Source organism: Rhodococcus sp. (in: high G+C Gram-positive bacteria), from assembly GCF_049591685.1.
Classification (GTDB): Bacteria; Actinomycetota; Actinomycetes; order Mycobacteriales; family Mycobacteriaceae; genus Rhodococcoides.
The window spans coordinates 1-13,735 of record NZ_JBAWFH010000040.1 but is presented as its reverse complement, the minus strand read 5'-3'; the positions used below and the strand labels follow the sequence as shown (position 1 = coordinate 13,735).

Here is a 13,735-nt window from a genome sequence, read left to right as displayed (position 1 = left end):
CTGGCCGAACGCGGCGCCGCGGCGCTCGGCGTCAAGGAGGGCCGATACTTCGGCGAAGTCCCCACCGCGATGATCGACGCCGCGGACCGACTCGGCTTCCCGCTCTTCCTGATCCGCCGCGACGTCGGTTTCGACGAGGTCATCTCCGAGGTCTTCACCCATCTCGTCGACCGGCAGGCATGGGCGCTCGACGTTGCAGATCGGATGCATCGGGCGCTCACGTCCATCGTGCTCGAAGGCGGGGATCTACCCCAGATTGCCGACGAGGTGGCGACCCTCTTCGAAGCAGCGGTGCTCATCTGCACTCCCGACGGCCGAGTGCAGGCGACGGCGGGAGCGGACGCAGACCTCGCCGCACTGGACGCGTTGCCGCTGTTCGACCCGTCCGGCAGGTTGCTCACCGAGCGTCTGCACGAGGGACTTCAGCCTGCGCCGGGAAGCGCCGGGGACCGTATCGCGGTCGCGCCGATCATCGCGGGCGGCACCGACCACGGTCTCATCGTCGCGGTCGCCGACGCCGGGCGACTCGGCCCGGTCACCATGCAGGCACTCGAACGAGCGGCGACGGTCGTCGCACTGGCCGTCATCAAGAAGCTCGCGGTCTCCGCTGTGGAGTCGAAGTTCCGCGGCGACTTTCTGCGCGACGTGCTGGGCGGTGCGGCCGAAGCCACCGAGCAGATCATCGAGTACTGCGCTCAGCTCGACTGGGACGTCGACCGCAGCATGGTCGTCATTGTCGCCCAGCTCGACGACGTCGCCGACGCGGCCGTGGGTACATCGGTGAAACCCCCTGTCTCCGGACGCCTTCCGCAGGAGCGCCTGACTGCGGCCTGGCAGCAGGTCGTTCGACGCCGAGACCGCCGAGCGCCCGTCGTCGGATTCAGCCACGAGGTGGTCACTCTCATGCCGGCCGAGCCCGGCACCGAACGCGAGGTCGTCGAAGATCTGATCGCGTCTGTTGCCGGCGACAAGGGCGGCGGACGTAATTCGTTCGGCACGGGCGTCAGTCGGGTCATCGATTCCGTCGCCGACATTCCCCGCGCCTACGACCAGGCACGCAAAGCGGTGATGGTCGGCCGCCGCATGCGCGGCAACGGGTCGGTGGCGCACTTCGACAGCCTGGGCGTGCACCGCTTGCTGTCGTTGGTGACCGACGGCGCCGAGTTGCAGTCGTTCGCGAGTGAGGTTCTCGGGTCCCTCGCGGGCGACGATGCCGAGGCGCTCGACCTGCGTCAGACGCTGCAGGCGCTGCTCGACACCAATTGCAATGTTGCCGAGACTGCACGCGTATTGCATTTCCACTACAACACGCTGCGCTACCGCATCGGCAAGTTGGAGTCGATCGTCGGCCCGTTCACCACCGATCCCATTCTGCGTCTCGACGTTGCGCTCGCACTTCGGGTGGTGGAGATGAAGGGTCTGTGACGCCCACCGCGAGGAGAAACGCAGTGTCAGAGTACAACTCGATCGGTACCACCGCCCGGGCGCTCGCCGCAGCGGTCACGGCGGGCACCGTATCCGCACGCGAGGTGATCGAGCAGCATCTTGCTCACATCGATCGAACGAACGGCGATCTGAACGCAATCGTCACCGTCGCCGCCGAGTCCGCTAGAGCGGCCGCTGCCGACATGGACGACCGCGTGGCGCGCGGGGAGCCTGTCGGGGAGTTGGCAGGGGTGCCGTTCACGGTGAAGGACCTCATCGCCACGGCCGGAGTACGCACGACCGCGGGATCGCATGCGTTGCTGGGCAAAGTGCCTCGCGTGGACGCCCCCGCCGTTGCCCGGATGCGAGCCGAGGGTGCGATTCTCATCGGCAAGACCAATACTCCGGAGTTCGGCGCGAGCGGACTGACCCACAACGACGTGTTCGGCTACACCGTCAATCCGCTGTCCTCGGACGGAAATCCGCTGTCGCCCGGCGGGAGCAGCGGCGGTGAGTCCGCGTCGATCGCGTCGGGCATGAGCGTTGTCGGCCTTGGAACGGACTTCGGCGGTTCGGTCCGGTGGCCCGCGCACTGCACGGGTCTGTGCTCGATCCGGCCGACCCTCGGACGCATCGATCCGGACGGTCAGTACCCCGGGGTCATGGCCGACGGCCGCGTGCTGACCAACCCCGCGACCCTGCACGGCACTGTGCAGACCATCGGCCCCCTGGCACGCACGCTCGACGACGTGACTCTGCTGCTTCGCGTGCTGTCGTCGCCGCAGTACCGATGGGTCGACCCCGCCGAGGCGGCTGTGGGCGACCTCGATGTCCGGTGGGCGAGGGGTGAAGGAAACGTCCCGGTCGATGCGGAGATACGTGCCGCCGTAGAGGACGCCGCTTCGCGCACCGGCCCGTTCGTCGGGTCTCTCGGGGCATACGAGGGCGCTGCGCTGGCACGGGCCAACGACCTGTTCACCCGCATGCGCGCCGCCGAAACCCAAACCGACATTGCACAATACGGGCCCGCCGAGTTCAGCGAGAACATCCGGGCGATACTCGCCGCTGTGCGCTCTACGGCGGCAACGGATGTCGAGGCCATGTGGGCGGAGCGCACCGAACTGCGGCACGAGTTCCTGTCCACGATGGGCGACGTTCTGATCCTCCCCGTCGCGTCGATCCTCGCTCCCCCACTCGGCGATACGAGCTTCGACGTCGACGGCACTTCACTGTCGTGGTCCGAGGCGTTGGCGAGCAGCAGGGCGATCAGCATCCTGGGACTGCCGTCGGTGGTCGTTCCCGTCGGCGCCTCGGCGAGCGGGCTCCCCATCGGGGTGCAGATCGTCGCTCGGCCGTGGCAGGAACACAATGCCCTCGCCGTCGCCGGGCTTATCACGTAGTTCGCCTCTCGCGCAATCGGTCGCGACGGCGACTTCTTACAACCGGCCGCACTCTATTTGGGCGAAGTTCGTCCCCTGTTCACACATTGCGAAGCGCTAACGTGATGGCCATCACTTCATCAGTTGAAAGGGCGGCGTCATGCGCGACATCCTCGACGACCTGGCCCCATGGTTGCTGCGTCGCGAACCGTTCGCGCTGGCCACGGTCGTACGTACCTGGCAATCCTCGCCGCGACCGGCCGGAGCCGCAATGGCCGTGTCCGCAGACGGGCAGGTGATCGGCAGCGTCTCCGGTGGCTGCATCGAGGGCGCGTTGTACGAACTCGCGAAAGACGTCCTCGCTGACGGGTGCGCACGGAGCGAGACGTTCTACGTGGCAGACGACGATGCCATCGGCGTCGGCCTCACGTGCGGCGGGACCATCGAGGTGTTCGTCAGGTTTATCGACGGCGACGGGTGCACCGACCTGGCCGAGATGGCCGCACTCGTGTCCGCCGGCACGCCGGTGGCCGTTCTGACCGATCTCGGCACCGGACGCCCGACGCGCCACGCTGTGATCGGAACCGAATTCGCACTCGACCGCAGCGGCCTGGTCGACGGGTCTTCCGCGTGGTCGCCGGTGCTCGACGCGGTGCGGGCCGGCGAGTCGGGCCTGAACCTCTTGACCACCGACGACGATCGGGCCGTCATGGTCGAGCTGTTCGGGCCGCCGCCCCGGATGTACGTCTTCGGAGCCGTCGACTTCGCCGCCGCGATGTGCCGCCTGGGCACCTTCGCCGGCTACGCCGTCACCGTCGTAGACGCCCGTGCGGTGTTCGCGACCCGGGCCAGGTTTCCCGATGCCGACGACGTTGTAGTCGCGTGGCCACACACCTTTCTCGAGACGGCACCGGTGGACGAGCGCACCGTGATCGCCGTCCTCACGCACGACGAGAAGTTCGACATTCCGCTTCTCGAGCGTGCGCTCCGCACCAGCGCGGTCTACGTCGGCGCCCTCGGGAGCCGGGCCACGCACGCTCGCCGCGTCGAACTCCTCCGCGGGCGCGGCGTGACGGAGGTGGAGCTGGACCGCCTGCACTCCCCCATCGGTCTGGACATCGGGGCGAGCAACCCGGCCGAGACCGCGATTTCCATCCTGGCCGAGGTTCTCAAGGTGTCCCGCCGCGCGACCGGGCTCGAACTGCGACGGCTCGACGGGCCGATCCACCGTGATGCCCCCACGAGTGTCGACGCACGTTCGGCTGTGCGTTGCTGACGGCGACGCAGACGGCGACGCAGACAGCGAAGATGCCCGTCGACGACGCGGCGCCCACGGTCGAAAGCGTCATGTCGACAGGTCTTTTCACGTCCGCGACTGTTCTCGCCGGCCACGCAGGTCTCTCTCGCGCGGTGGTGCGGGTGAACTACGTCGACGATCCTTCCGGTCTTCGGTTCTGGCTGCGGCCGGGCGATCTCCTGTCGACGACGAGTGTTGCTCTGGCGCACATGCCGGAAGCCATGGCGTCCATGCTGTCCCGTGCGCAGAATGCCGGCGCCGCAGGGATGGTCGTTCAGGTCGACGGTGACACCGAGATGCCCTCCGACGCACTTGTCGTGGCCGAAGAACTGGGACTGCCGCTGCTCACGATCACCGGCCGGATCGACCTCGATCACGAGCTCGCCACCGGCATCCGTGAACGGTCGACACTGCAGGCGCACGCGAGGTTTCGGTCCGACCGTCTGCGACGGTTGCTCACCGACGTCACCTTGGCCGCGGGCGGCGTCGCAGAATTGGCGTCGGCGACAGCAGCCGAGCTCGGGGGCGCAGTGCTGATCACGACGGCGGACGGGCGAGAACTCGCCACGGCGGGCAACGACGCGGATCTGTGTGCGCTACGCCGCAGCACGGCCCTCGACGCGACAGGCAGGCTGCGCACCGATTCCGTCGACGGCGGACTGGGGCTTCGGTGCAACGGCCACGGCTCGGTGGCCGTCTGCGCGATTACGGCGAACGGGCTCGACCACGGCAGAGTGGCGTTGTTCTCCGCCCAGCGCGTGCTCGCCGAAGCGGACCTCTATGCCGCCGACACCGCCGCCGGTGTGTTCGCGATGGTGGTCACGCGAGACCTCGCACTGTCCGCTATCGAGGAGAAGCACCGAGCGAACTTCCTCCGTGACCTCTTGCTGGGACGAGGCGGCGAACACGCTCACGCGGTGGCGCACGCGCAGCGTTTCGGCTGGGACATCGGCCGACCCGTCGTCGTGGTCGCGATCGAACCGATAGCCCACAGCCCATCCCACCGTGAAACCGACACCGACGACGGGGCGCCCGCCCGAAGGCCGGTCGTCGATCGGCAGATGTCGGCGTTTTCGGGCGCACTGGCCCAACGAGATCCGCGCGCCGCGATCGCCGCACTGGGCACCGAAACCGTCATCATCATGGGCGCGGGCCCCAATACCGTCGCCGCGGTGCACGATATCGCCGAACGCGTTCACGGCGACGGCGGCGGAGGCAGACAGCCTTTCACCGTGGGCATTTCGCGTCCCAGCACCTCGGTGGAGGACATCCCGGGGATGTACGGCCAGGCCCGGACTGCGCTGAAAGTCGGTCGCCAGGTGTCCGGGGACTGGGCCGTCACCACGTTCGACGAACTCGGCGTCTTCCGATTACTGAGTCTTGTCGAAAACGACGGCGAGCTCGAATCGTTCACCCGGGAGACCCTGCACGACCTCGCCCTGCAGACCGACGAAGCGCGAGACATGCGACGGACTCTGGAGATGTTGCTTGCGACGAACATCAACATCGCAGAGACCGCCCGTGCGTTGCATTTTCACTACAACACCCTGCGATACCGCATCGTGAAGCTCGAAAAACTGTTGGGTCCCTTCACAGATCGCCCCGATCTGCGCCTGGACCTCTCTCTCGCACTCAAGATCATGGCCATGCGCGGGACCGACCACCACATGTGACGGCCGGACCGCCTCGCACTTGGCAGATTGCGCTCGTAACGACCGCTTTATACGCCAGTAACGTTGCTGGACAATGCTTTACCCATCCCCGAACCATGTCGGTTCGATTTGCCCCAGAAAGGCTCGCTATGGCGATCTGGAAGATTCACGGAGACGGTAAGAACGTAAAGCCGGGCGACGTCGTTGCGCCGAACGAGCGACTCAACTGGGGCCGCACCATCAGCCTCGGCGGTCAGCACGTGGTGTCGATGTTCGGGGCCACGTTCGTCTTCCCCATCATCATGGGCCTCAACCCGCAGCTGGCGATCCTGATGTCCGGGTTCTGCACGATCTTCTTCCTGCTGATGGTCAAGGGCAGGATTCCCAGCTACCTGGGAACCTCGGCGGTCTTCGTCGGCGGCGTCGCCGCAATTCGCGCGCAGGGCGGAACCTCGGCCGAGGTGACCGGCGCGATCCTCGTCGCCGGCGCCGTTCTGGCATTGGCCGGCATCGCCATTCACTTCATGGGCGGTGGCGTCGTCGTGAAGGTGTTGCCGCCGGTCGTCACCGGCGCGGTAGTGATGCTCATCGGATTCAACCTCGCACCCGTAGTCGCCAGTACGTACTGGCCCCAGGATCAGTGGGTCGCTCTTGCGGTCATGTTGGTTCTGGTCGTCATGAGCGTTGCACTGCGTGGGTTCCTGGGCCGAATCGCGATTCTGCTGTCCCTGGTGTTCGGCTACGCACTGTCCTGGGTGCTCGACCTCGTATCCGGTCCCATCACGTCCTACGACGCCACCGCCGGCACCATTACCGAGCACCTGCGCGTCAACTGGTCAGGTGTCGAGTCGTCGCAGTGGTTCGGGTTGCCGCCGTTCACCGACGAAGCAAACGGCGTCGTCGGAATCCATGCACCGTCGTTCAGCCTCGCGTTCATCGTTCTCGTCCTGCCGGGCGTCATCGCGCTGATCGCGGAGAACGCCGGACACGTCAAGGCCGTCGCGGAGATGACCAAGGATGATCTCGATCCCCTGATGGGCCGCGCACTGGCAGCTGATGGCATCGCCACCGTCATGGCCAGCTCAGTCGGCGGCTCGCCGACGACCACCTACGCCGAGAACATCGGCGTCATGGCAGCGACCAAGGTGTACTCCACCGCCGCCTACACCGCGGCAGGCATCATCGCGATGATCCTCGGGTTCTCGCCCAAGTTCGGTGCGCTGATCTCGGCGACCCCGGGCGGAGTGCTCGGCGGCATCACGGTTGTGCTGTACGGAATGATCGGGCTGCTCGGCGCCAAGATCTGGCGAGAGAACGGCGTCGACTTCGGCAACCCGCTCAACATGATGCCCGTCGCCGCAGGCCTCATCATCGCGATCGGCGACACCTCGCTCAACTTCAGCGATTCGTTCTCGCTGAGCGGCATCTCGCTGGGCACCATCGTCGTGATCGGTCTCTACCACCTCTGTGCACGCATCGCGCCTGCGCATATGAAACCCGGCCACGTGAAACTGGGAGCCCGTACGCCAGATCGGCCGGTGACGCAGACCGGCCGCGCGTCCGGTCCTGTAGACGATGAGGACACCCGAGGGGTGAACACCCTCAAGCCGTCGCGATAACGCGCGATTGCCACACTTCACAGGTGACGGTTGTCACTATTTGACGAGACGGTTTACAGCACGGGCAGGCAGGATCGGGATATGAAACCTTCGCCACTGAAATACCATCGACCTCGGTCGATCGAGGAGGCGTGCCGGATACTCGCGGACGTCGACGGCAAGGTCCTCGCCGGCGGGCAGTCGCTCGTTCCAATGCTGTCGATGCGCCTGGCCGCACCCGGCAATCTGATCGACATCACCGGCATCGAGGGTCTGGACGGCATCTCCGCATCGACCGATTCGGGAGTCACGTTTCAGGCGCTCACGACTCACGCATCGCTCGCGTCGAGCTCCAAAGCCGCGGAATTTCAGCCGCTGCTCGGACGGGCGCTGCACCTGGTGGCCCACCCCACGATCAGGAACCGTGGGACCACCGTCGGTTCGATCGTTCACGCCGATCCGTCGGCCGAAATGCCTGCCGTGCTGGCGTTGCTGGGTGGTTCCGTCACCGTTCAGTCGGTGCGTGGACGACGAGAGATCACCGCGAAGGACCTGTTCCTCGGCCCGTTGGAGTCGTCACTGGAGACGGACGAGATCGCGCTCGGCGCCACCGTGCCTGCCGCTCGACCCGGCGTGGGTACGGCGATCGACGAGATCGCCCGCCGCCACGGTGACTACGCGCTCGTCGGTGTCGCTGCCCGTGTCGAAGTGACCGATGGGGCCGTACGAAGCGCCCAGGTCACCTATGTCTCCGCCGGTGAGTTCGGTGAGGTAGTCGATTACACCGATGTCATCGGTGGTGCATCGGTGTCCGACGACCGAGACCCACTGTGGAACATCCTGTCCGAGGCAGCACGAGCGCGCATCGAGACCGATGCGGACATTCACGCCACCGCCGCCTACCGATCCCAACTCGTTGCAGCACTGACCGCGAGGGTGGTGATGGCCGCCGCACGCGACGGTGCACTGTCCACCCGTCAGACCGTGCTGCACGCCGATTCCGGAGTGAATTGATCATGACGACAACAGATGTCGAACAGCACCTGTCCGACCTCGAGGCCGAGACGGGCGAACAGCACGTACAGGTGACGTTCACCCTCAATGCAACGAAGCAGTCGGTCGTCGTCCCAGCCCGCACCCTCGCCTCGGACGCCATCCGCCACCACCTCCGCCAAACCGGCACCCACGTGGGTTGCGAGCACGGAGTGTGCGGTGCCTGCACGGTTCTGCTCGACGGCAAGCCTGTTCGATCCTGCCTGATGCTGGCTGCCAGCCTGGAGGGACAGTCCGTCACCACCGTAGAGGGGCTCGTCGAGCCGGACGGAACACTGCATCCCGTGCAGCAGGCGTTCAAGGACTGCCACGGCCTTCAGTGCGGTTTCTGCACACCGGGATTCGTCACCACCATTGCGGCATTCCTCGAGGAGAACGATTCTCCGACGCAGGAGGAAGCCACCGAAGCCATCGCGGGCAACATCTGCCGGTGTACGGGTTACCAGAACATCAAGGCGTCCGTGCTGCGTGCAGCCGAAATCAAACGTGAGCGAGCAGGCGAGTTCCCTCTCGGCCCGGACGACGAGTCCAGCCGCGCCTCGCTCGATCGCAAGGTCCGCGGTACGACGAATCCTGTCGGCGGAAGGGCGGGGCGAGCATGAGCACCACACGCACGGCCCCACCTCACACTCCCACCAACACCGCTCCCCTCTTCGGCCAGCCGCTCTCACGTTCGGAAGACACGCGACTGCTGAGCGGTAGAGGCAAGTACCTCGACGATCTGGGGCACGGCGCCCTCATCGCCGCGTTCGTCCGCTCGCCGCATGCACATGCTCGGATCACCTCGATCGACATCGACGACGCCCTCGGCATGCCGGGTGTGCACGCGGTCTACACCTACGAGGACCTCGAGGCAGACTCCGCCGAGATGGCCGAGGGTCTGCCCCTGCTGATTCCGCATCCCGCGATCATCGCTCCCCGCAACGGTTTTCCGCTCGCGAAGGACAAGGTCAATCACGTCGGTGAAGCCATCGTGATGGTGATCGCGAAAAGCCGGTACGTGGCCGAGGACGCTTGCGCGGCCATCGACGTCGGCTACGAGATTCTCGACCCGGTGGTGGGAATCGACACTGCCCGCGTCGCGGCACGGCAGGTACACGAGGGTGTTCCGGACAACGTGGCCGCGCATCTCCAGCACGGCTTCGGCGACATCGACGACCAATTGGCGCGGGCACCGCACCGGTTGACGCTGAATCTCGACATCGAGCGGTCCGCTGCCATGCCCATGGAAGGCAAGGGCGTCTACGCGCGGTGGGACAGCGACGAGGAGACGTTGACGTTCTGGTCGTCGACGCAGACGTCCACCTCCGTCCGCGCGGCCGTCGCAGCGCGACTCGGCATGGCAATGAACAAGGTTCACTGCATCGCACCCGATGTCGGCGGCGGCTTCGGCGTCAAGATCATGCACCCGTGGCCCGAGGAGGTCATGGTGACGTGGGCTGCGCGGCAGCTGGGCAGGGCGGGCATCTCGAACGAGGTCAAGTGGGTCGAGGACCGGCGCGAACATTTCATCTCGAGCGCGCACGAGCGTGCACAGGTCCAGGAGGTCACCCTCGGATTCGACGACGACGGTCGCCTGTTGGCCTTCGACTTCACTGTCTGGCACGACAACGGCGCGTACCTGCCGTACGGCATCATCGTGCTGATCAACACCGCGACGCAGGTGCTCGGTCCGTACAAGCCGGTCTCGTTCCGCGTCAACGGATATTCGCTCTACACCAACACCGTCATCGTCATCCCGTACCGCGGCGCCGGGCGCCCGCAGGGTGTCTTCGCGATGGAACGATCGATGGACGCAATCGCGAAGTACCTCGGCAAGGACCGGTTGGAGGTGCGCGAGAAGAACCTCATCAGGCCGGAGGAGATGCCCTACGACTTCGGTTTGATGTTCCAGGACGGCCGGCCGTTGATCTACGACACGGGCGACTACCAGGCCGGCATCGACAAGCTCAAGGCTCTCATCGACTGGGACGGCTTCGCCGAATACAAAAAGCAGGCTGCCGCCGAGGGACGCACCGTCGGTATCGGCGTCGGCGCGTATGTCGAAGGAACCGGCCCCGGCCCGTACGAGGGCGCGCACGTTCTCATCGAGAACTCGGGCAAGATCAAGGGCGCGACCGGCTTGACCACACAGGGTCAGGGACATCAGACGACGTTCGCCCAGATCGTCGCCGATGATCTGGGGGTGTCGATCGCCGACGTCGAGATCACCACCGGCGACACCCGGCGGTTCGGTTACGCAGTGGGCACGTTCGCCTCCCGCGGCGCAGTCATGTCCGGGTCGGCGTTCCATGTGGCTGCTCAGATGGTGGCCGAGAAGGCCAAGATGATCGCCGGCCGGACCCTCGACCTCGCTCCGGAAGAGTTGGAACTGCGCGGTGGATACGTGTGCAAGGTCGGCACCGAGCCCGGAGCCGAGGGCACCTCGATCTCGCTCGGAGTCGTTGCCGTACTGTCGAATCCACTTCGCTATGCGTTCGACAAGGAGTCCAGGCAGGCAACCGGCTTCGCCAAGATGGACACCGACATGTCGATTCCACCGGTCCCCGAGGGCGAGCAGCCGGGGCTCGAAGCCACCGGCTACTACTCCCCTCCCCGCTCCACGTTCGCATCCGGTATCCACGCCGCCATCGTGGAAACCGACCCCGTGACCGCAGAGATTTACGTCGAGCGGTACGCCGTGGTGCACGACTGCGGCAATGTCATCAACCCCCGCATCGTCGAAGGTCAAATTCACGGCGGCGTCGCCCAGGGTATCGGCGGTGCGCTGTACGAGAAGATCGTCTACGACGAGCACGGGCAGTTGCTCAACGCGTCGTTCATGGATTTCCTCATGCCATTCGTCACCGAGGTTCCCGACACCATCGAGATGGACCACACCGTCACCCCGTCCGGACTCAACCCACTCGGGATGAAGGGCGCGGGCGAAGCGGGCGTCATCCCCACCTCCGCGGTCATCGCGGCAGCGGTCGAAGACGCCGAGGGCTTCCCGATCACCTCGATGCCCATCTCCCCATCCGACCTGTTCGAGCTACGGCTCACTCACTCAGCACTACAGGAGAACTCATGAGAATCGCAGGCACTGCAACGCTGACCGCACCTCCCACCGAGGTGTACGACAGCATGCAGGACGGCCGCGTGCTGGCTGCAACGATCCCCGGCGTGCAGTCGCTCGAGCAGTTGTCCGACGACCACTACAAGCTCTCGGTCACGGCCGGCGTTGCCGCGATCAAGGGCACGTATGACGGTGAAGTGGTTCTGTCCCAGCAGAATCGGCCCGACTCGTTCGTGATGACTGCCTCCGGTGCGGGTGCGCCCGGCACTGTTCGCGCTGATGTCACCATCAAGCTCGAGCCCATCGAGGGCGGCGGCACACTGCTCAGTTACGACGCCGATGCCGTCGTCGGCGGCATGGTCGGCGGGGTCGGTCAGCGTATGATCACCGGTGTCGCCAAGAAAATGGCCGGAGTGTTCTTCAACGGGCTCGACGGCGTCATCGCCAACGGTGTTCCCGAGGCTGCCGCTGCAGCAGCGGAAGTAAGTTCATCGGGAACTGCTGCCCCCGCTCCTCTTCCCGCCTCAGCTGGTCGACCACTTGCTGCGGCTGCACCGCAGCCCGTACAGAATGCGTTGATCGCGGCACTCGCAGGCGCAGGCATTGCCTTGGCCGGCGTCGCGCTGGGTGGGTTCTTGGCTCGTAGGTAGATCTGTTTTCGAGCAGAAGGCCGCTCACCTGTGTTCGGGTGGGCGGCCTTCTGCGTTCATGTGCCAAGTTTCGAGGTTCTGCAGAGCGGGCGGAGCTCAAATGTGGGGCCGGAGTTTGGCACCTTGTGACAAAGATACTGGCGCCGCGAACGGGTCGAATATGAGTACACGTCAGGCACCCACCGATCCGACCAACGGACTCGACGCCTACGAACGAAGCCAGGCTACGAACCCAATTCAAGGAGGAACCGTGGAGCCAAGAAAGATTCGGGTCGGCATCGACACCGGCGGTACATTCACCGATGTCGTGGCAGTGGACGAGGAGTCCGGTGCCATGGTCACCACGAAAACGCCCTCCACCCCCAGCGATCCGGCCGAGGGGTTCCTGACAGGTATCGACAAGGTGCTCCGTCAGCTCGGTGTCTCCGGCGATTCGCTCAGCGCAGTCAGCCACGGCACCACCGTTGCGACCAACAAGCTGCTCGAAGGCAAGGTCGAGAACCTCGGGTTCATTACCACCGAGGGATACGAGCACGTGCTCGAGATCGCGCGGCAGTCCGTTCCCGACGGCTACGGCAACTCCTACTTCTGGGTCAAACCCGACCGCATCGTGCCGGCGCACCGCGTACGGACCATCCGTGGTCGACTGTCGTTCGACGGCAGAGAGATCCGCCCGCTCAACGACGACGACGTTCGCGCCGCGGCACAGTTCTTCAAGACCGAGGGCGTCAAGACGCTCGGCGTGTGTCTCGTGCACTCCTACGCCAACCCCGATCACGAGCAGCGCGTGCGCGACATTCTGCTCGAGGAGTACCCCGAGGCGACCGTCAGCATCTCGACCGAGGTTCTGCGCGAATACCGCGAGTTCGAGCGCGCCATCACCACATTGGTCGACGCCGCGGTCAAGCCGAACATCCGCAGCTACGTCAACAACATCGCAAACCGCCTGCGCGAGTTCGCGACCGAATCGGGCGACGCTCGCGACGTTCCGTTCTACGTCATGAAGTCCAACGGCGGCGTTCTGTCCGCCAAAGAGGTTGTTCACCAGCCCATCACGACGGTTCTGTCCGGTCCCGCGGCCGGCGCCCTCGGCGCAGCCCTCGTGGCCAGCGCAGCAGGCGTCGAACAGGTCCTCACCTGCGACGGCGGCGGCACCTCCACCGACGTCACCGTCGTGGTGCGCGGCGAACCCGCCTTGACCACCGAGGGACGCGTCGGCAATTACCCGTCGAAGATCCCGATGATCGACGTTGTCACCGTCGGTGCCGGCGGCGGCTCCATTGCGTGGATGACGCCCGAGGGCACGCTGCGCGTCGGACCGCACTCGGCAGGCGCCGATCCCGGCCCGATGTGCTACGGCAACGGTGGTTCCGCTCCGACCATCACCGACGCCCATGTTCTGCTCGGCCGGATACCTCCCCACCTGCTCGGCGGCGAGATTCCCCTCGACACCGACCTGGCACGCAAGGGCATCGAAGAGCTGGCGCATCAGCTCTCGCTCGAAGTAGAGGCATGCGGAACCGGCATCCTCGAGGTGTCCGCCTGGAACCAGGCCAACGCACTGCGCCAGATTTCGGTGAAGCGCGGACTCGACGTACGCGATTTCACCCTCGTCACGTTCGGTGG

General features: G+C 65.7%; 10 protein-coding genes. All 10 read left to right on the top strand.

Annotation, left to right across the window (positions count from 1 at the left end):
- Window positions 1–1,425, top strand: a 1,425-nt coding sequence (locus WBQ44_RS01525) for a helix-turn-helix domain-containing protein (protein ID WP_495564975.1), incomplete at its 5' end; no start/stop codon positions are given.
- 23 nt (window positions 1,426–1,448) lie between these two features.
- Window positions 1,449–2,825, top strand: coding sequence for an amidase (locus WBQ44_RS01520; protein WP_495564974.1), 1,377 nt, complete (start codon window positions 1,449–1,451; stop codon window positions 2,823–2,825).
- A 139-nt stretch (window positions 2,826–2,964) separates the two neighbouring features.
- Window positions 2,965–4,080 (top strand): XdhC family protein, encoded by a 1,116-nt coding sequence (locus WBQ44_RS01515; protein WP_495564973.1) that lies wholly within the window; start codon window positions 2,965–2,967, stop codon window positions 4,078–4,080.
- A gap of 32 nt (window positions 4,081–4,112) precedes the next feature.
- Entirely contained in the window at window positions 4,113–5,774 is a 1,662-nt protein-coding gene (locus WBQ44_RS01510) for a helix-turn-helix domain-containing protein (RefSeq protein WP_495564972.1), read from the top strand.
- Window positions 5,775–5,902: 128 nt separating this feature from the next.
- Window positions 5,903–7,372 carry a uracil-xanthine permease family protein gene (locus WBQ44_RS01505; RefSeq protein WP_495564971.1) on the top strand — a complete coding sequence of 490 codons (1,470 nt, stop codon included), beginning with the start codon at window positions 5,903–5,905 and terminating at the stop codon, window positions 7,370–7,372.
- Between the two features lie 81 nt (window positions 7,373–7,453).
- Window positions 7,454–8,365 (top strand): FAD binding domain-containing protein, encoded by a 912-nt coding sequence (locus WBQ44_RS01500; protein WP_495564970.1) that lies wholly within the window; start codon window positions 7,454–7,456, stop codon window positions 8,363–8,365.
- Window positions 8,366–8,367: 2 nt separating this feature from the next.
- Window positions 8,368–9,006: a (2Fe-2S)-binding protein gene (locus WBQ44_RS01495; protein WP_495564969.1), complete on the top strand. Its 639-nt coding sequence runs from the start codon at window positions 8,368–8,370 to the stop codon at window positions 9,004–9,006.
- Entirely contained in the window at window positions 9,003–11,474 is a 2,472-nt protein-coding gene (gene cutA, locus WBQ44_RS01490; protein WP_495564968.1) for an aerobic carbon-monoxide dehydrogenase large subunit, read from the top strand. The genes WBQ44_RS01495 and cutA overlap by 4 nt, the downstream gene beginning before the upstream one ends.
- Entirely contained in the window at window positions 11,471–12,109 is a 639-nt protein-coding gene (locus tag WBQ44_RS01485) for an SRPBCC family protein (protein ID WP_495564967.1), read from the top strand. The genes cutA and WBQ44_RS01485 overlap by 4 nt, the downstream gene beginning before the upstream one ends.
- Before the next feature lie 250 nt (window positions 12,110–12,359).
- Window positions 12,360–13,735: hydantoinase/oxoprolinase family protein (locus tag WBQ44_RS01480; protein WP_495564966.1), on the top strand; the 1,376-nt coding region annotated here is incomplete at its 3' end.

Bases quoted from the DNA above. Each gene is read 5' to 3' on its own strand.
- WBQ44_RS01515 (WP_495564973.1), top strand. From the start codon at position 2,965: ATGCGCGACATCCTCGACGACCTGGCCCCATGGTTGCTGCGTCGCGAA.
- WBQ44_RS01510 (WP_495564972.1), top strand. From the start codon at position 4,113: ATGCCCGTCGACGACGCGGCGCCCACGGTCGAAAGCGTCATGTCGACA.
- WBQ44_RS01505 (WP_495564971.1), top strand. From the start codon at position 5,903: ATGGCGATCTGGAAGATTCACGGAGACGGTAAGAACGTAAAGCCGGGC.
- WBQ44_RS01500 (WP_495564970.1), top strand. From the start codon at position 7,454: ATGAAACCTTCGCCACTGAAATACCATCGACCTCGGTCGATCGAGGAG.
- WBQ44_RS01495 (WP_495564969.1), top strand. From the start codon at position 8,368: ATGACGACAACAGATGTCGAACAGCACCTGTCCGACCTCGAGGCCGAG.
- cutA (WP_495564968.1), top strand. From the start codon at position 9,003: ATGAGCACCACACGCACGGCCCCACCTCACACTCCCACCAACACCGCT.
- WBQ44_RS01485 (WP_495564967.1), top strand. From the start codon at position 11,471: ATGAGAATCGCAGGCACTGCAACGCTGACCGCACCTCCCACCGAGGTG.